General features: G+C 74.3%; 15 protein-coding genes. 5 read left to right on the top strand and 10 right to left on the bottom strand.

From position 1 onward, the window contains the following. Window positions 1-56: 56 nt before the first annotated feature. From EV284_RS21945 to EV284_RS21960, 4 genes are read right to left on the bottom strand one after another with little or no spacing between them, the layout of a single operon-like run. Complete coding sequence (locus EV284_RS21945) at window positions 57-1,196, bottom strand: XdhC/CoxI family protein (protein WP_130336849.1); 1,140 nt, start codon at window positions 1,194-1,196, stop codon at window positions 57-59. 25 nt (window positions 1,197-1,221) lie between these two features. After that, the gene (locus EV284_RS21950) at window positions 1,222-3,657 is read right to left on the bottom strand and encodes a molybdopterin cofactor-binding domain-containing protein (RefSeq protein ID WP_130336851.1); all 2,436 of its coding nucleotides are present in this window, start codon (window positions 3,655-3,657) and stop codon (window positions 1,222-1,224) included. 1 nt (window position 3,658) lies between these two features. Further along, window positions 3,659-4,210, bottom strand: a complete 552-nt coding sequence (locus EV284_RS21955) for a (2Fe-2S)-binding protein (RefSeq protein WP_130336853.1) — start codon at window positions 4,208-4,210, stop codon at window positions 3,659-3,661. Beyond that, on the bottom strand, window positions 4,210-5,103 hold the full coding sequence (locus tag EV284_RS21960; protein ID WP_130337456.1) for an FAD binding domain-containing protein: 894 nt from the start codon (window positions 5,101-5,103) through the stop codon (window positions 4,210-4,212). Before EV284_RS21960 ends, EV284_RS21955 begins: the two co-directional genes overlap by 1 nt. Window positions 5,104-5,386: 283 nt before the next feature. On the opposite strand from EV284_RS21960, the gene EV284_RS21965 reads away from it, so the two are divergent. Both EV284_RS21965 and EV284_RS21970 read left to right on the top strand, forming a co-directional pair. Beyond that, window positions 5,387-7,060: a PucR family transcriptional regulator gene (locus tag EV284_RS21965; protein ID WP_130336855.1), complete on the top strand. Its 1,674-nt coding sequence runs from the start codon at window positions 5,387-5,389 to the stop codon at window positions 7,058-7,060. Between the two features lie 209 nt (window positions 7,061-7,269). Further along, window positions 7,270-8,037 (top strand): hypothetical protein, encoded by a 768-nt coding sequence (locus EV284_RS21970; RefSeq protein ID WP_130336857.1) that lies wholly within the window; start codon window positions 7,270-7,272, stop codon window positions 8,035-8,037. A gap of 23 nt (window positions 8,038-8,060) precedes the next feature. Here EV284_RS21970 and EV284_RS21975 read toward each other — a convergent pair whose 3' ends face one another. Then, entirely contained in the window at window positions 8,061-8,849 is a 789-nt protein-coding gene (locus tag EV284_RS21975; RefSeq protein ID WP_130336859.1) for a GntR family transcriptional regulator, read from the bottom strand. Window positions 8,850-9,027: 178 nt separating this feature from the next. On the opposite strand from EV284_RS21975, the gene EV284_RS21980 reads away from it, so the two are divergent. Both EV284_RS21980 and EV284_RS21985 read left to right on the top strand, forming a co-directional pair. Further along, entirely contained in the window at window positions 9,028-9,870 is an 843-nt protein-coding gene (locus EV284_RS21980) for a (2Fe-2S)-binding protein (RefSeq protein ID WP_130336861.1), read from the top strand. A 197-nt stretch (window positions 9,871-10,067) separates the two neighbouring features. Continuing rightward, complete coding sequence (locus EV284_RS21985) at window positions 10,068-11,105, top strand: DUF2637 domain-containing protein (RefSeq protein ID WP_130336863.1); 1,038 nt, start codon at window positions 10,068-10,070, stop codon at window positions 11,103-11,105. Between the two features lie 62 nt (window positions 11,106-11,167). Here EV284_RS21985 and EV284_RS21990 read toward each other — a convergent pair whose 3' ends face one another. The 3 genes from EV284_RS21990 to EV284_RS33705 form a co-directional block, all read right to left on the bottom strand. Next, window positions 11,168-11,611, bottom strand: coding sequence for an ATP-binding protein (locus EV284_RS21990; protein WP_130336865.1), 444 nt, complete (start codon window positions 11,609-11,611; stop codon window positions 11,168-11,170). A gap of 330 nt (window positions 11,612-11,941) precedes the next feature. Continuing rightward, on the bottom strand, window positions 11,942-13,684 hold the full coding sequence (locus EV284_RS21995) for a pyruvate dehydrogenase (RefSeq protein WP_130336867.1): 1,743 nt from the start codon (window positions 13,682-13,684) through the stop codon (window positions 11,942-11,944). A 71-nt stretch (window positions 13,685-13,755) separates the two neighbouring features. After that, window positions 13,756-14,769: a protein phosphatase 2C domain-containing protein gene (locus tag EV284_RS33705; RefSeq protein WP_347402202.1), complete on the bottom strand. Its 1,014-nt coding sequence runs from the start codon at window positions 14,767-14,769 to the stop codon at window positions 13,756-13,758. Between the two features lie 733 nt (window positions 14,770-15,502). Between EV284_RS33705 and EV284_RS22005 the strand changes: the two genes are divergently transcribed. After that, window positions 15,503-15,985, top strand: coding sequence for a DUF456 domain-containing protein (locus tag EV284_RS22005; protein WP_130336871.1), 483 nt, complete (start codon window positions 15,503-15,505; stop codon window positions 15,983-15,985). Window positions 15,986-15,997: 12 nt separating this feature from the next. Here EV284_RS22005 and EV284_RS22010 read toward each other — a convergent pair whose 3' ends face one another. Then, complete coding sequence (locus EV284_RS22010; protein WP_130336873.1) at window positions 15,998-17,161, bottom strand: SGNH/GDSL hydrolase family protein; 1,164 nt, start codon at window positions 17,159-17,161, stop codon at window positions 15,998-16,000. Between the two features lie 135 nt (window positions 17,162-17,296). Then, complete coding sequence (locus tag EV284_RS22015; protein WP_130337458.1) at window positions 17,297-17,791, bottom strand: methylated-DNA--[protein]-cysteine S-methyltransferase; 495 nt, start codon at window positions 17,789-17,791, stop codon at window positions 17,297-17,299. Between the last annotated feature and the right edge of the window lie 8 nt (window positions 17,792-17,799).

Raw genomic sequence — 17,799 nt, forward strand, 5'->3', positions numbered from 1 at the left:
CGTCATGCAAGCACGCCCGACGCGGGGGCCGTAACCGGTTTTTCCGCGCCCGCCGCTCAGGCGGGCGAGCCCACCCGCAGGGGGAGGTCGCGGTGGATCGGGGTGTGGGCGCCGGTCAGGGAGACGCCGGTGCCGCCGCGCCGGGCGGCGACGATCTCCGCCGCGATGGACAGCGCCGTCTCCTCCGGGGTGCGGGCGCCGAGGTCGAGCCCGATCGGCGAGCGCAGCCGGGCCAGTCGGCGGTCCTTCACTCCCGCCTCGCGCAGCCGCTCCAGCCGGTCGAGGTGGGTGCGCCGGGAGCCCATCGCGCCGACGTAGGCGACGGGCAGGCCGAGGGCCAGCCGGAGCAGCGGTACGTCGAACTTGGGGTCGTGGGTGAGGACGCACAGCACCGTGCGGGCGTCGGTCGCGGTGCGCTCCAGGTAGCGGTGCGGCCAGTCGACCACGACCTCGTCGGCCTCGGGGAACCGGGCGGGGGTGGTGAACACCGGGCGGGCGTCGCACACCGTGACGTGGTACCCGAGGAATTTGCCGACGCGGACCAGCGCGGCCGCGAAGTCGACGGCGCCGAACACGATCATCCGGGGCGGGGGGACGGCCGCCTCGATCAACACGGTGACCGGGCTCCCGCAGCGCGCGCCGCGTGCCCCCACCTCCACGGTGCCGGTGCGGCCCGCGTCCAGGAAGGCGGCCGCCTCGGCGGCGATCGTACGGTCGAGGTCCGGGTGGCCGCCGAGGCCGCCGCGCGGGGTGCCGTCTCCGTCGATCAGGAGCGCGCCGCCGAGCAGTTCGGGCGGGCCGGCCGTGATCCGGGCGAGTGCCACGGCCCGGCTGTCGGCGGCGGCTTCCAGCGCGGCCGCGAGCACCGGCCGGTGACGGCTGTCGGCGCGGACCGGGACCACCAGGACGTCGATGGCTCCGCCGCAGGTCAGCCCCACGCCCAGGCCGCCCTCGTCGTCGTAGCCGAAGCGCTCCAGTACGGGCCTGCCGTCCGCCAGCGCCTGTTGGCACAGGTCGTACACCGCGCCCTCCACGCAGCCGCCGGAGACCGACCCGACGGCCGTGCCCCGGGCGTCGACCGCGAGGGCGGCGCCGGGGCTGCGGGGGGCGCTGCCGCTGACGGCGACCACGGTGGCGACCGCGAAGTCCCGGCCCTCGGCGGCCCACGCGCTCAGTTCCTCGGCGATGTCCAGCATCCGACGGCCTCCTGACGCATCGCTCTCATGCCGTGCCGGTGAGGTGCTCGGGCCGGACCGGGGTGCGGTTCAGTTCGAGTCCGGTCGCGGCACGGATGGCGGCCAGCACCGCCGGGGTGGACGACAGGGTGGGGGCCTCGCCGACGCCGCGCAGCCCGTAGGGGGCGTGGTGGTCGGCGAGTTCGAGGATGTCGACCGGGATGGTGGGGGTGTCGAGGATGGTCGGGATCAGATAGTCGGTGAAGGACGGGTTGCGCACCTTCGCCGTCACCGGGTCCACGAGGATCTCCTCCATCACCGCGACCCCGAGCCCCTGCACGGTGCCGCCCTGGATCTGGCCGACGACGGAGAGCGGGTTGAGGGCTTTGCCGACGTCCTGGGCGCAGGCCAGCTCGACCACCTTGACCAGGCCGAGTTCGGTGTCGACCTCCACGACGGCGCGGTGCGCGGCGAAGGAGTACTGCACATGGCCGTTGCCCTGGCCGGTGCTCCGGTCGAAGGGCTGGGTCGGCCGGTGCCGCCACTCCCGCTCGACCTCGACGCTCTCCCCCTCCAGCACGTCGGCGAGGTCGGCCAGCACCTCGCCGCCGTCGGTGACCACCTTGCCGCGCTCCAGCAGGAGTTCGGCGGTCGCCCAAGCCGGGTGGTACGTACCGAACTTGCGGCGCCCGATCTCCAGCACCCGCTCCCGCACGAGCGCGCAGGCGTTGCGGACGGCGCCGCCTGTGACGTAGGTCTGCCGGGAGGCGGAGGTCGAACCGGCGCTGCCCACACGGGTGTCGGCGGGCTGGATGGTGACCTTCTCCACGCCGAGTTCGGTGCGGGCGATCTGCGCGTGCACGGTGACCCCGCCCTGGCCGACCTCCGCCATCGCCGTGTGCACGACGGCGACCGGTTCCCCGGCGACGACCTCCATGCGGACCCGGGCGGTGGAGTAGTCGTCGAAGCCCTCGGAGAAACCGACGTTCTTGATGCCGACCGCGTACCCGACCCCGCGCACCACCCCTTCGCCGTGCGTGGTGTTGGAGAGGCCGCCGGGCAACTGGCGCACGTCGGCGCCCTCGCTGGACTCCCACTGGCGCTCGGGCGGCATGGGCATCGCCTTGACGCGGCGCAGGAGTTCGGCGACCGGCGCGGGCGAGTCCACCACCTGGCCGGTGGGCAGGGTGCTGCCCTGCTCCATCGCGTTGCGCTGCCTGAACTCCACCGGGTCGAGGCCGAGTTCCTTCGCCAGCTTGTCCATCTGGGCCTCGTAGGCGAAGCACGCCTGGACCGCGCCGAAGCCGCGCATCGCCCCGCAGGGCGGGTTGTTGGTGTAGAGCGCGACGGCCTCGATGTCGACGTCGCCGACGTCGTACGGGCCGATGCCGAGGGAGGCGGCGTTGCCGACGACGGCCGGGGAGGCGGAGGCGTAGGCGCCGCCGTCCAGGACGATCCGGCACTTCACATGGGTGAGCAGGCCGTCCCGGGTCGCGCCGTGCTCGTAGGTCAGCTTGGCGGGGTGGCGGTGGACATGGCCGAAGAAGGACTCGAACCGGTCATAGACGATCTTCACCGGCCGGCCGGTGCGCAGGGCCAGCAGGCAGGCGTGGATCTGCATCGACAGATCCTCGCGGCCGCCGAACGCGCCGCCCACGCCGGCCAGCGTCATGCGGACCTTGTCCTCGGGCAGGCCCAGGACGGGAGCGATCTGACGCAGGTCCGAGTGGAGCCACTGGGTGGCGATGTAGAGGTGGACCCCGCCGTCCTCCTCGGGCACCGCGAGTCCGGACTCGGGGCCGAGGAACGCCTGGTCCTGCATGCCGAAGGTGTACTCGCCGCGCACGATCACATCGGCCCGCCCGGCGGCCGCGGCCGCGTCGCCGCGCACGATGGGCTGGCGGTGCAGGATGTTGGGGTGGGTCACGTAGGGGGCGAGGGGGGTCCCCCCTGGACCGGAGCCTGTCGTAGGCCCTTGGGAGAGGTCGGTGCGCCCCTCGTGGACCAGGACCGCGTCGGGGGCGGTGGCGGAGAACTCGTCGGTGATGACCGGCAGTTCGCGGTACTCGACCCGGATCTTGGCGGCGGCCCGGCGGGCGGTCTCCGGGTGGTCGGCGGCGACGGCGGCGACGGGTTCCCCGTGGTGGCGGACCTTGCCGTGGGCGAGGACCGGGGTGTCCTGGATCTCCAGGCCGTAGGTGCGCACGTCGGTGGGCAGGTCGTCGTAGGTCAGGACGGCGTGCACGCCGGGCAGGGCGAGGGCCTCGGAGACGTCGATGCTCACGATCTCGGCGTGGGCGACGGTGGACCGCAGCAGGTGGCCCCAGAGCATGTCCTCGTGCCACAGGTCGGAGGAGTAGGCGAACTCGCCGGTGACCTTGAGGATGCCGTCCGGGCGGAGCGTGGACTCGCCGATGCCGCCCGCCGTCTGGGCGCCCTGAGTGATCTTCGTCGGGACGCCGGCCGGTCCGGATGCGGGCATGTCAGACCTCCTCGGCCTGCCGGGCGGCCGCCAGGCGGACCGCGTCCATGATCTTCTCGTAGCCGGTGCAGCGGCACAGGTTGCCGGAGAGCGCCTCGCGGATGTCGGCGTCGGTGGGCTCCGGGTTCTGTTCCAGGAGGTCGTCGGCGGCGACCAGCAGGCCGGGGGTGCAGAAGCCGCACTGGACGGCGCCGGCGTCGATGAACGCCTGCTGGACGGGCGCCAGTCGGGTGCCCTCCCCCGGCACCGGCTGCCAGCGCCCGGCCTCGTCCAGGCCGACGCCGGGCGCGGTGGTGCGGCGCCCCTCGGCGTGGTCGGCCAGGCCCTCGACGGTGACGACCTCGCGGCCCTCGGCCTGGCCGGCCGCGACCAGGCAGGAGCAGACCAGCTCGCCGTCCAGGCGGACGGTGCAGGAGCCGCACTCGCCCTGCTCGCAGGCGTTCTTGGCGCCGGGCAGGCCGAGGCGTTCGCGCAGCACGTAGAGCAGGGACTCGCCCTCCCAGACGTCGTCGGCCTGCTGGGGGCGTCCGTTGACGGTCAGACTGACGCGCATCACGCGGCTCCTTCGGTGGCTCGGCGCCCGCCCCGGTAGGACTCCCAGGCCCATGTCAGCGTGCGGCGGGCCAGCACGCCGATCGCGTGGCGCCGGTAGCCGGCGGTGCCGCGCACGTCGTCGATGGGGTTGCAGGCGGCGGCGCACAGGGCGGCGAACTGCTTCACGGCCGAGGGCTCGACGATCCGTCCACTCTCCCAGAACCCGCCTTCCTCCAGAGCCGAGTTGAGGAACTGCTCGGCCGCCTCGGCCCGGATCGGGGTGGGCGCGGCGGAGCCGATGCCGGTACGGACGGTACGGGTCTCGGGGTGCAGGGCGAGGCCGAAGGCGCACACCGCGATGACCATGGCGTTGCGGGTGCCGACCTTGGAGTACTGCTGGGGGCCGTCCGCCTTGGCGATCCGGACGGCACGGATCAGCTCGTCGGGCTCCAGGGCGTTGCGCTTGACCCCGGTGTAGAAGGCGTCGACGGGGATGAGCCGGGTGCCGCGCGCCGCCGACTCCGCCTCGACCTCGGCTCCGGCCGCGAGCAGCGCCGGGTGGGCGTCACCGGCGGGCGAGGCGGTGCCGAGGTTGCCGCCGACCCCGCCCCGGTTGCGGATCTGCGGCGAGGCGACGGTGTGCGCGGCGAGCGCGAGACCGGGCAGCTCGGCGCGCAGGTGGCGCATGATCCGGGCGTACGGGACGGAGGCGCCCAGGCGTACGGAGTCCGTGCCGGTCTCCCACTCGGTCAGCTCGCCGATGCGGGTGAGGTCGAGGAGATGGGTGGGGCGGCGATGGTCGAAGTTGATCTCCACCATCACATCGGTGCCCCCGGCGATCGGCACGGCGGTGGGGTGCTCGGCCTTCGCGGCGAGCGCCTCCTGCCAGCTTGCGGGGCGAAGGAATTCCATGGCCCGGCTCTCTTCTTCCGTCTCATGACACGGGGCTCGTGAAGTCAGTACACCGGTCCTTCTTCCAACGGTGTCAGTCACCGAAAACCCGAAGGAGTTGGCTGGCCACTGTGGTCATCTTGTAGATTCGTATGAACGAAGGCCCTCGGCAACCCCTCCGTTTTCCTCCGGAAACACAGGAGACACCGCAGGTGCGGGGCACGGCCCGCGCGCCCCGCACCGGCTCCGCCTCCGTCACCCATCCAGATCACGAAGAGTTTCGACACAGAACGGCGGCGACGAGATGCGGCTGCGCGCACTGCTGGACACCGATGCGCTGGGGCTGCGGCTGCTCGGCGGCGAGGACGAACTGGACCGCACGGTCCGCGGGGTCATGACGACCGACCTGCGGGACCCCAGCCGTTACCTCTCCGGCGGCGAGCTGGTCCTCACGGGCCTCGCCTGGCGCCGGGACGCCGCCGACTCCGAGCCGTTCGTCCGCCTCCTGGTGCAGGCCGGGGTCACCGCCCTGGCCGCCGGTGAGGCGGAGCTGGGAGACATACCCGAGGACCTGGTGGTGGCCTGCGCCCAGCACCGGATGCCGCTGTTCGCGGTGCACGAGTCGGTGGCCTTCGCCACCATCACCGAGCACGTGGTGCGCCAGGTCTCCGGCGAGCGCGCCGGCGACCTCGCCGCCGTGGTGGACCGGCACCGGCGCATGATGACCTCCGGCCCGGCGGGCGGCGGCCCCGACGTGGTCCTCGACCTGCTCGGCAGCGACCTCGACCTGCGCGCCTGGGTGCTCTCCCCCACGGGCCGCCTGATCGCCGGGTCCAAGGTCGCGGGCCCGGCGCTGGGGCAGGAGACCTGTGCGCGGCTCGCCGCCGAGCACCTGGCCGCCGTACGCACCGGGCGGCGGGGGCCGCACCGGGTGCAGCTCGACGGCGTCACGTACTCGCTGTTCCCGGTCCGCTCCTCCGGCCGCGCGCCGCAGGCGGTGCCGGACGTGCGGGAGACCGCCCTGTCGGACTGGCTGCTGGCCGTCGAGGCCGACGCCGCCGACTGGCCCGAGGAGCGGCTCGACCTGCTCCGGGGCGTCACCCAGCTCATCGCCGTCGAGCGGGACCGGCGCGACGCCGCCCGTACGGTGCGGCGCCGGCTCGCCCAGGAGGTGCTGGAGCTGGTGCAGAGCGGGGCCGCGCCCGCCGAGATCGCGGCGCGCCTCAGGGTCGCCGCGCCCGTGCTGCTGCCGGGGCTCGGGGCCGCGCCGCACTGGCAGGTCGTCGTGGCCCGGGTCGAGTGGGAGGACGGCACGGTGGCGGGCGGGCCGGTCGCCCAGTCGCTGCTGGAGGAGGTCCTCGTCGACCCGCTGGCCACCGGCCCGGAACCGGCGGACCGGGTCGCCGTCGCGCACCTGGGGGACGAGGCGGTGGCGCTGGTGCCGCTGCCCGCCGTCTCCGCCGAGCACGACGGCTCCGAGACCGGGCTGCAGGCCGACGCGCTGCTGCGCTCGGTGCGCGAGGCGCTGTCGGCGGGACTGGAGGGCGACGGACGGCTCACCCTGGGTGTGTCCGCCGCCGTGCACTCGGCGGAGGGGCTGCGCGGGGCGCTGGAGGAGGCCCGGCACGCCCGCCGGGTCGCCGCGGCCCGGCCCGGCCGGGTGTGCGCGGCGGGGCACCAGGAGCTGGCCTCGCACGTGCTGCTGCTGCCGTTCGTCCCGGACGACGTGCGGCGCGCCTTCACCGCCCGGCTGCTGGACCCGCTCACCGAGTACGACCGGCGCCACCGGGCCGAGCTGATCCCGACCCTGGAGGCGTTCCTCGACAGCGACGGCTCCTGGACGCGGTGCGCGAGCCGGCTGCATCTGCACGTCAACACGCTGCGGTACCGGGTGGGGCGGATCGAGCAGTTGACGGGCCGGGACCTGTCCCGGCTGGAGGACAAGCTGGACTTCTTCCTCGCGCTGCGGATGAGCTGAGGACCGCCGCACCGGCGTGATCAGCGGCGGTCGGCGCCGGGGTGCCCATTCGATCTTCCGGCGCCACGGGACGGCCGTTCGGCCCCCGGTCCGCAACTTTGTGAAAAGTTTCACCCACCCTCTTGGCCCGGCCCGGTGATCGGTGCTGGAATGCACGCACTCAACAGCTCGACGGCGTGCTCGGGGAGGGCAACGTGGCGCATCCCGCCATGTCTGGTGACGGAACGACCGCCGATGACGATCCGCTCCAGACCGCGGTGTGGCGGCTGCGCTCACGGGCCTGCTGGGCCGACGCGGCGGCCCTCCTGCCCACGGACACCCCCCGGGCGACGCTCCAGCGGGCGGCGCTGCTGGTGGAGCGGTGCCTGTACACCGAGCGGGGCTGGGAGGCGGCCGAGGACGCGCTGCGCACCGCCGAGGCGCGGGCCCACAGCGACGAGGAGCGCGGGGCGGCCGCCTGCGAGCGGGGCCGGCTCGCCTACACCGCCACGCTCCACCGGGTACGGGACCGGGCCGACGAGGCGCGGGCCGCGCTCGGCCGCGCCGCGGCCCTGATCCCGCCGGGGGCTCCGGGGCGGGCCCTGCTGGACTTCCGCCGGGGCCTGCTCGCCGAGAACCTGACGCACTCCCCGCAGGCCGCCCGCGCCGCCTACCGCCGGGCCCACGCGGGCGCCACCGCCCAGTCCGACCCGCTCCTCCTCTCCTGCACCTGGCGCCACCTCGCCCAACTGGCCCTGCGTGAAGGGGAACTGGCCGAGGCGCGGCACGGCTTCGCCGAGTCCCTCCGCCTCCGCGAAGACCTCGGCTACCTGATCGGCACCGCCCCCGCCCTGGTGTCCCTGGCCGAGACCGAACCCGAACCCGAGGCGACCCGCCTCCGTGAGGAGGCCGGCCGCCTCTTCCGCCTGCTGGGCGGCCTCCCGACCTGGCTCGCCGATCACCTGAGCCCACCGGCACCGGGGGCGGCCACGGCCTGAGGGGGCCGTGGCCCCCGGTCCCGCTACTGGTCGCGCTGCGCGAAGTGTTCCGCCGCCAGGTCCCGCACCAGGTCCACGTCTCCGCAGGCCAACGCGTCGAGCAGGGCGGTGTGCTGGGCGGCGTCGCGGAGCAGGACCGCGCGGTGCTGGCGGGGCGGGGTGGTGGCGAGGGGCCAGTGGGCGCGGCGGTGGAGGTCCTCGGCGATGCGGAGGAGCTGTTCGTTGCCCGCGAGGGCGAGGAGGGCGCGGTGGAGCGCCCGGTCGGCCTCGGCGTAGCGGGCCGGGCAGCCGGCGGCGGCGGCACGGGCGGTGTCCTCGGCGAGCGGGCGCAGTTCGGCGAAACGGGCGGCCGGGACGGTACCGGCCAGCCGCAGCAGGACGGGGACTTCGAGCAGCGCCCGTACCTCCGCCAGCTCGGCGAGCTCGCGGGCACCGCGCCGCACCACCCGGAACCCCCGGTTGGGGACGACCTCGACGGCGCCCTCCAGCGCGAGTTGCTGCATGGCCTCGCGGACGGGTGTGGCGGAGACCCCGAACCGCTCACCGAGCACCGGCGCCGAATAGACCTCGCCGGGGCACAGTTCCCCGGTCGTCAGCGCCGAGCGCAGCGCGTCGAGGATCTGCCCGCGCACCGAGGCACGCTGCACGACCGCGCGCGGCCGGAGCGGCGGCGGCTCGCTGTGCGTGTGCTCGCCCCGTACCGCCGAGGCGTCCTCGGCCCGCTCGCGGGACTGGGCCGGTACCCGCGTGGCGGGCTGGGCGGCGTGCCGGGGCAGCCCCGCACCGGAGACGTCGTGCAGGCCCTGCTTCACGGGTCCTCCTCGGGCTGTTCGGCAGGCCGGGGCCGGCCCCGGACACGGACGACGGACCGTCACATGTCCGTCAAGCACCTTAGGCGCAGGAGGCGGCACTTCAAATTCCGGGAAAGATGAGTAAGGTTAGGCTTACCTGCACATCCGTCCCCGCGTTCGAAGGATCGGTGGTCCCGCCATGCTCGCTACGGCCTCGCCGCTCACCGCAGCGTACGCCCGGCTCGGCGAGGTCTTTCCGGGACTGACCGTGACGGTCGCGCAGGACCCGGCACACCCCCTGCCCACGGGCGAGGGCTGGGTCACCGCCGACGGGCTCGCGGCGGGCGGCGCCCAGCTCGACTCCTTCCTCGCCTGGGACGACGCCCAGGTGCTGCGGGACCACGGCCGGCGCGGGCGCCCGGACGTCATCGCCGGCTTCGGCCTGCACCGCTACGCGTGGCCGGCCTGCCTGCTGATCACCGTCCCCTGGTTCCTGCACCGCCGCGTGCCCCGGCTGCCCGCCGCCGACGTCGCCTACCACCGCACCGAGGGCCGGATGACCGTACGGCCGGGCACCTTCGCCTGCCTGCCGGACGACCCGGCGGCCGGACTGCCGGAGGCGGTCGTGGTGGCCGACGAGGAGGCGCTGCGCGGCGAGGTGCGCGCGGCCGTCGCCGAGCATCTCGAACCGGTACTGGGCGGCTTCGGGCCCCGCATGCGGCGGCGCGGCCGGGCGCTGTGGGGCATGGCGACGGACGAGATCGTCGAGGGCCTGTGGTACCTCGCCTCCCTCTTCGGCGAGGGCGAGGAGCGGCGCGCGATGCGCGAGCTGGAACTGCTGCTGCCGGGCACCACCCGCCCGTACGCGGGCTCGGCCGCGTTCCGCGAGCTGACCGGTCCGGACGGCGCCCCGCTGGCCACCCGCGACCGGGTGAGCTGCTGCATGTTCTACACGCTGCGCCCCGAGGACACCTGCGCCACCTGCCCCCGCACCTGCGACAGCGACCGCGTCGCCAGGCTGACGGCGTCCGCGGCGGCCTGAGCGAGCCGGAACCACTCGTTCGGGCGGCGGAAATCGAACTCAACTACCCCCTTGCAGCACACAGTTCGAGCAGAACGGCACCATCGCGCCGCCCCCGCGCCCCTTTGAAGGACCGTTGCCTCAAAATCCCCGGCACACCGCCGGGAATGGGTCAGTATGACGGGCGATACGCCCTATCCCAAGGCAAGGGACCCCTGATGCGAATGACCGACATATCGCTGAACTGGCTGCTTCCGGGCGCCGTGCTGCTCCTGGGCGTGCTGGCGGCGATCGCGGTGCTCGCGCGCGGCAAGCGCTCCTCCGGGGAGAAGGCGGGTGCGGACGACTCCTGGGAACGCAGCGAGGAGCGCCGCAGGCGCAAGGAGGCGGTCTACGGCACCGCCTCGTACGTCCTGCTGTTCTGCTGTGCCGCGGTGGCGGCGGCCCTCTCCTTCCACGGCCTGGTCGGCTTCGGCGAGCAGAACCTCGGCCTCACCGACGGCTGGCAGTACCTGGTGCCGTTCGGTCTGGACGGCGCGGCCATGTTCTGCTCGGTCCTCGCCGTGCGCGAGGCCAGCCACGGCGACGCCGCGCTGGGTTCCCGGATGCTGGTGTGGATGTTCGCCGCCGCGGCGGCCTGGTTCAACTGGGTGCACGCGCCCCGGGGAATCGGCCACGACGGGGCGCCGCAGTTCTTCTCCGGCATGTCCCTGTCGGCGGCGGTGCTGTTCGACCGGGCGCTGAAGCAGACCCGCCGGGCCGCCCTGCGCGAACAGGGCCTGGTGCCGCGTCCGTTGCCCCAGATCCGCATCGTCCGCTGGCTGCGGGCGCCGCGCGAGACCTACGGGGCCTGGTCGCTCATGCTCCTGGAGGGTGTGCGCAGCCTGGACGAGGCGGTCGAGGAGGTACGCGACGACAAGCGGGAGAAGAGCGAGACCCGTCAGCGCCGGCGCGACCAGCAACGCGTGGAGCGCGCTCAGCTGAAGGCGCTGAGCCGAGGCGCCCGGAGCTTCGTGAGCCGGACGCCCGCGCGGACCGTGGAGGTGCAGATGGACCGCGCCCCCGCCCCGGCGACCGGGGAGCCGGCCATAGCGGCGGAGAAGCTGACCGCCCGCTCACGGCCCTCGCTGCAGTCGGTCCGCAAGGGCACCGAACCGGTCACCGTCGACCTCACCGCGGAGGACGACACGATGGCACTGCCCCGGCTCGACTCACTGGAGCGCAAACTGAAGGACCTTGAGCAGCAGTTCGGCTGAGGCCGAGCGGCGACGGGGTGGGGACGCGATTCGTCAGGAGCGCGTCCCCACCCCGTCGTCGTCTACGCGGCCGCCGAACCCAGTTCGAACCAGACCGACTTGCCCACCGCGTGCGCCCGTACCCCCCAGGCGTCCGCGAGGGACCGCACCAGGACCAGGCCGCGGCCGCCCGTGTCCTCGTCCGGGGTGGGGGTGCGCATCAGGGGCCCTCGGGCCATGAAGTCCCGCACCTCCACGCGTAGTCCGCGCGGGGAGACGACGGCGGTGAGGACCGCGTCGTCGTCGGTGTGCACCAGGGCGTTGGTGACGAGTTCGCTGGTGAGCAGTTCCGCTATGTCGGACCGGTCGGGCCGGTCCCAGTGCCGTAGCAGGGCGCGCAGTTCGCGCCGCGCCGCGGGTACCGCCGCGAGGTCGGCCCGCGCCAGTTCGCGTCTGAGCCGGTGCGCCTCACGCGTACCGCCACTCTCGCCGTCGCCGGTGTCCGCCGGAGAGGCCCCCACCGTCATGGGACCGCCCCCTCGCGCCTGCCTCGTCATGACCCCCGCCCACACGTCGCCGGCCCTCCCCCTCCTGGTCGACCGCGTCCACGACGGATGGTTGCCCAGTGGACCAACGGCCAGTCATGGCCGCCGTCCGACCGCCGGGTGTTCGGCCACGCACGGCGGCCGTACGGGCCGTCCACCGGCCGCCTCGACCCGCGTACGGAAGGCGCCGAGGCGGACGTGAGGCGCCGCAGGAGCCGCCTGAGGCGGCTGCGGGTCTCTGCGGGCACCCTGCGCCCCCAATCGGTCACTCCCGGTGAAAGTGACCGGAAATCACCGCTTCTCGGGGTGAGTTCAGGGCCGGGGGACGTTGCGGAGGTTGGAGCGGGCCATCTGGAGCATCCGGCCGACGCCGCCGTCCAGCACGATCTTCGAGGCGGACAGCGCGAACCCGGTGACCATGTCGGCCTTGATCTTCGGCGGGATCGAGAGGGCGTTGGGGTCGGTGACGACGTCCACCAGGGCCGGCCCCTTGTGCTTGAAAGCGTCCTTCAGCGCCCCGGCCAGCTGCTTGGGCTTCTCCACCCGCACTCCGAACACCCCGCAGGCGCGGGCGACTTCGGCGAAGTCGGGGTTGACGTCGGTGGTGCCGTACGACGGCAGTCCGGCGACCAGCATCTCCAGCTCCACCATGCCGAGCGCGGAGTTGTTGAACAGCACGATCTTGACCGGCAGATCCTGCTGCACCAGGGTCAGGAAGTCGCCCATCAGCATGGTGAACCCGCCGTCACCGGCCATGGCGACGACCTGCCGGTTCCGGTCAACGAACTGGGCGCCGATGGCCATCGGCATCGCGTTGGCCATCGAGCCGTGCGAGAACGAACCGATGATCCGGCGACGGCCGTTGGGCGAGATGTAGCGGGCGGCCCAGACGTTGTTCATGCCGGTGTCGACGGTGAAGACCGCGTCGTCGTCCGCCAACTCGTCCAGCACGGACGCCACGTACTCCGGGTGGATGGGGACGTGCTTGTCCACCTTGCGGGTGTACGCCTTGACCACGCCCTCCAGCGCGTCGGCGTGCTTCCTCAGCATCTTGTCCAGGAAGCGGCGGTCCGTCTTCTCCCGCACGCGCGGGATCAGACACCGCAGCGTCTCGCGGACGTCCCCCCACACCGCGAGGTCCAGCCGCGAACGCCGTCCGATGACCTCGGGCCGTACGTCGATCTGCGCGATCCTCACGTCGTCCGGCAGGAACGCGTTGTACGGGAAGTCGGTGCCGACCAGGATCAGCAGCTCGCACTCGTGGGTGGCCTCGTAGGCCGCGCCGTACCCGAGCAGCCCGCTCATGCCGACGTCGAACGGGTTGTCGTACTGGATCCACTCCTTGCCGCGCAGGGCGTGGCCCACCGGGGACTTGATGCGGCCCGCGAACTCCATCACCTCGGCGTGCGCGCCCGCCGTGCCCGCGCCGCAGAACAGGGTGACCTTGTCGGCCTGGTCGATCATCTCCACCAGGCGGTCGATCTCGGCGTCACCGGGGCGGATCGTGGGCCGGGAGGTGACCAGGGCGCTCTCGAAGGACTGGTCGGGCGCGGGCTGGTCGGCGACGTCACCGGGCAGGGTGACGACGCTGACGCCGCGCTGGCCGATGGCGTGCTGGATCGCGGTCTGCAGCAGCCGGGGCATCTGCTGCGGGTTGGAGATCATCTCGCTGTAGTGACTGCACTCCTGGAACAGCCGCTCGGGGTGCGTCTCCTGGAAGTAGGAGAGGCCGATCTCGCTGGACGGGATGTGGGAGGCCAGCGCCAGGACGGGCGCCATGGAGCGGTGGGCGTCGTAGAGGCCGTTGATCAGGTGCAGGTTGCCGGGGCCGCAGGAGCCCGCGCACGCGGTGAGCTTGCCGGTGATCTGCGCCTCGGCGCCGGCCGCGAAGGCAGCGACCTCCTCGTGCCGCACATGCACCCAGTCGATCGCGGCGTTGCGGCGCACGGCGTCCACGACCGGGTTGAGGCTGTCGCCGACGACCCCGTACATACGGCGCACGCCGGCGCGGGCGAGGATGTCGACGAACTGCTCGGCGACGTTCTGTTTGGCCATGACGGTCGTCCGCCCCTTCGCGGTCCCTGGGATACGCCCCTGCGCTTTCCATCAAGTCACAGGGGCCCCGGTTACGCCTCCCAAACAGCGGCGGCCGTGCGGTCGTCGGCGTACCCCTTCACCCTCGTCCGGACGTCCGCCAGGAACCCGGCGAGACCGGGCGCGGCGGCGCGCGACCAGCGGCGGCCCAGGAACGCCCGCAGGGACGCCTCGCCGTGCAGCGGGTCGGCGAGGCCCAAGGTGCACATCATCAGCACATCACCCGGCCGGGCTATGGCGGCCCGGAACCGGAACGGCGTCCGCGCCGGCTCGGCGGGCTCGTACGGGCTCGGCGGGACCGGGATGCCGAGGTCCGTCGTGAGCCGGTCGCCGTCCGGGGTGCCCTCTCCCGGTACGGCCGGTTCGAGGTCTTGCCACTCGCCGTCCCGCAGCCGGAACAGGCCGCCGTCCCCGGCGCCGAAGAACACGCGGGTACGGCAGTCGGGGTCGGCGGGCAGCAGCAGACAGCGCAGGCTCGCGGCGGGCTCGCCGGAGGCGGCGCGGAGTTTGCCCAGGGTGCGGTCGGTGAGGCGGTTCAGCCCGGACTTGAGGTCGCCGCGCCGGCCTGCCCGCAGGTCCTCGACCAGTCGTTCGTGGCTGCGTCCCACCGCCTGCCCCATCCACCGGCAGGCCTCGGCCGCCGCCCGGTGCGCGCCGGGCACGGCCCGCGCGCCGGTCGCCATCGCCACCAGCACGAGCGCCTGCTCCCCGGTGCCGAACCGCGCGACGAGCAGCGCGTCCCGCCGCGTTTCCCCCCGGTACCGCGCGGAATCCCCTCGCAGCGACACCGCCCGCAAGGTGCACGCCCCGTACCTCGCCCCCTCCAGCACGGTGTCCGGCACCAGGTCGCCGAGTTCCTCGGGATCGGCGGCGGGCAGTGCGGTGGGCTCGGGCGCGTAGGTGGGCGGCCGGGAGCCGACGTAGTCGGGCGTGGGGGGCGCGGCGGGGGGGAAGTGGGCCACGCCGGTGACGACCGGGCCCCGGGGGGCGCCGGGGTCGTGGGGTTCGGGGGGCTGCTCCGCCGTGGGCGCGGGCCAGCCGGGCATGGGCCGGACGGCGGGGGGCCGGCCGGGCTGGGGTCCGGGCACGGCGGGCGGTACCGGGGCCCGGCCCGCCGGTGTGTCCGGGGCGCTCGGCGTCCCCGGCGCAGTGGGCGTGGCCCGCCGGGGGTCCGGTGCGGAGGGCGCCGTCGGCGGTACCGGGGCGTCCGGCACCGGAGGGATCGCCGGTTCGGCCGGCGGAGTCCGCCGCGCCTTCGGTACGGGAGGCGGGACCGGAGGAGCGGCCGGCGGGGTCCGCCGCGCGTCCGGCGCCGGCGTGGCCCCTGACTGAGCGCCGGGAACCGGCGGCGCACCTCCCCCGCCAGCGGGCTCGGCGCCCCGCTGCGCCGAGGACGGCGGGCGCTGCTCGGGAACCGGGCCGTCGGATCTCTCGCTCGGCGAGGACGGCGCGCCCTCCCGCCGTGCCCCCCGGTCCTCGGCGCCCCCGGGCCCGGGCACCGTCGTGCGTTTCGCCGAGGCGTACCGGTCGTCCAGGGAATCCGGGGCCGGTGCCGGTCCGGTGTCGTCGGCCGTTTCGTCGTAGAGCTGACCCCACCAGTCGTCGTCCTGGCGAGTGGGCCCGTCCCCCTGCTGACTCATGCCGGTAATTGTCACCACGCGGGCCGCGTGGAAACGGGGCATCGGCGAAATCGGGCCCTCCTCGCCCCGCGCGTCGGGGGATGGGGCGAACGGCCGTACGAGATCTGCGGTTCCCGCCGGGCTCGGGCACGCTGGGCAGATGGGAGCGTGGGAACTCCTGCTGGTCGGCCTGGTGATCGCGCTCGGCCTGTGCGGAGTGCTGGTGCCCGGCGTGCCGGGCTCGTGGCTGGTGTGGGCCGGGGTCCTGTGGTGGGCGCTGACGAACCCGTCCGGCCTGGCCTGGGCGCTCCTGGTCGGCGCGACCGTCGTCCTGCTGGTGGCGCACGTCGTCCGCTGGACGCTGCCCGCACGCCGGCTGCGGGAGAGCGGCGCGACGCCCCGGACGGCGGTGTACGCGGGCGCCGGCGCACTCGCCGGCTTCGTGCTGCTGCCGGTGGTGGGCGCGCTGCCCGGCTTCATGGGCGGGATCTACCTCGGCGAACGGCTCCGGCTCGGCCGCCACGGCGAGGCGATGGCCGCGTTGCGTACGGCGATGCGCTCGGGCGGTTCCAGCGTGTTCACGGAACTCTTCGCCTGCCTGCTGATCGCGGCCGCGTGGCTGGGCGCGGTGCTGTGGGGCTGACCGCTCGCGGGGTCACAGCAGGACGCGGCTCACGCAGTCGGCGACCGCCCGCATCCCGTCGTCGTCGAAGTGCAGATGGTCGCCGGGGTCGTAACGCGGCAGCAGCCGCACCGGGTCGGCCGGATCGCGCAGCGCCGCGTCCGCGTCGCAGACGGCGTCGAAGGCCCGGCCGGTGCGGATGAACTCGTTGACCCCCTGCCGCACCTTCTCGCGGGCCGTGGTGTGTGCCGGGTACCCGGCGTACGGGGTGAGGGTGACGCCCACGACGCGCAGGTGCCGGGCGTGGGCGCGGGCGACGAGGGTGCGGTAGGCGTCGGCGAAGGCGCTGACGTCGTCGGCGGTGGGCTTGCCGTTGAGGTCGTTGACTCCCTCGAAGACGACCAGGAAACGGACCCCGGCGCGGTCGAGCGCGTCCGCGTCGAGCCGGGTGAGGGCGCCGGGGCCGGTGCCGTCGCGCAGCAGGCGATTGCCGCCGATGCCCGCGTTGAGGACGCCGAGACGGCGGTGCCGGGCGGCGAGCAGGTCGGGCCAGCGGTGGTTGGCGTCGTGGGTGGAACCGTGGCCGTCGGTGAGCGAGTCGCCGAAGGCGACGACACTGCCGGTGGCGGTGCCGCGCACGTCGACACCGGCGAGGTAGTACCAGTTGCTGATGGGGGTGCGGTACGCGGAGCCGTCCTCGTCGGCCGCGTGCCCGGCGCCGACCAGCGCGACCCAGCTCGTCTGGAGGGCGGTGCCGTGCTGGGTGGCGGGGCCGGAGTCGTCCGGGGTGAGGACGGTGACCAGGAGATCGGCGGCGGCCGGGACGGTGAGCCGGACCGGGTCGGTGAGGAGGTCCCGGCCGGGCGGGACCGTGGTGCTGGTGGCGCGGTGGAAGGTGGCGGTGCGCAGGGTGCCGGGTACGGCGTCCGGGCCCTGGCCCTGCCGGAGGGCGACCGTGACCGCGCCGAGGTGGAGCGGTGCGGTGCCGAGCCGGTTGGTGACGCGTACCCGCAGCTCGGGGCCGCCGACGCTGAGGTGGACGATGTTGCGGATCGCGGCTCCGGGCAGGGCGGGGGCGGTGCCGGAGGGAGCGGCCTCCCAGGTGCCGGTCCAGGACTGCTGTCCTCCGGCGGCCCGGGCGGGGGTCGGGACGAGGACGAGCAGCAGGGCCGCGAGGAGCCGTACGACGTAGCCCAAGGTCCGCCCTTTCGCACCGGGCCCGTCCACGTGTCCGGGCCGCCGGAGGCGACGGTGCCACACGCGGCGGGCCCTCAGGGGGCGCCAGCGCCGGGGGCCCACTCGCACGGCCCAGCACGGGCGTCCCCTACGGGCTCACGCGGCTCCCGGCCCCCCCTCCAGACGCAGCAGCCACATCTTTCGCTCCAGCCCGCCCGCGTACCCGGTCATCGTGCCGTCGGCCCCGATGACCCGGTGGCAGGCGCGGACGACCAGCAGAGGGTTGGCGCCGAGCGCGCCGCCGACCGCGCGGATCGCGGCGCGCGGGGCGCCGACCTGGGCCGCGATCGCACCGTAGGTGGTGGTGGCGCCGTAGGGGACGGTGTCCAGGGCGGCCCACACCCGCTCGCGGAACTCGGTGCCCCGCACACGGACCGGCAGGTCGAACTCCTTGAGATCTCCCGCGAAGTACGCGGTGAGCTGCTCGGTGGCTTCGCGGAAGGGTCCGGGGTCGTGCCGCCAGCCCTCCTGGACGGTCCGGCCGCCCTTCTGGCCGGGCACGGAGACCGAGGTCAGCGCGCCGTCGGCGTCGGCGGTGAGCAGCAGGGGGCCGACCGGGGAGGCCAGTTCGGTCCAGTAGGGGTTGTCCATGATCGCCA

It is taken from the genome of Streptomyces sp. BK022 (assembly GCF_004217355.1).
Classification (GTDB): Bacteria; Actinomycetota; Actinomycetes; order Streptomycetales; family Streptomycetaceae; genus Streptomyces; species Streptomyces griseoluteus.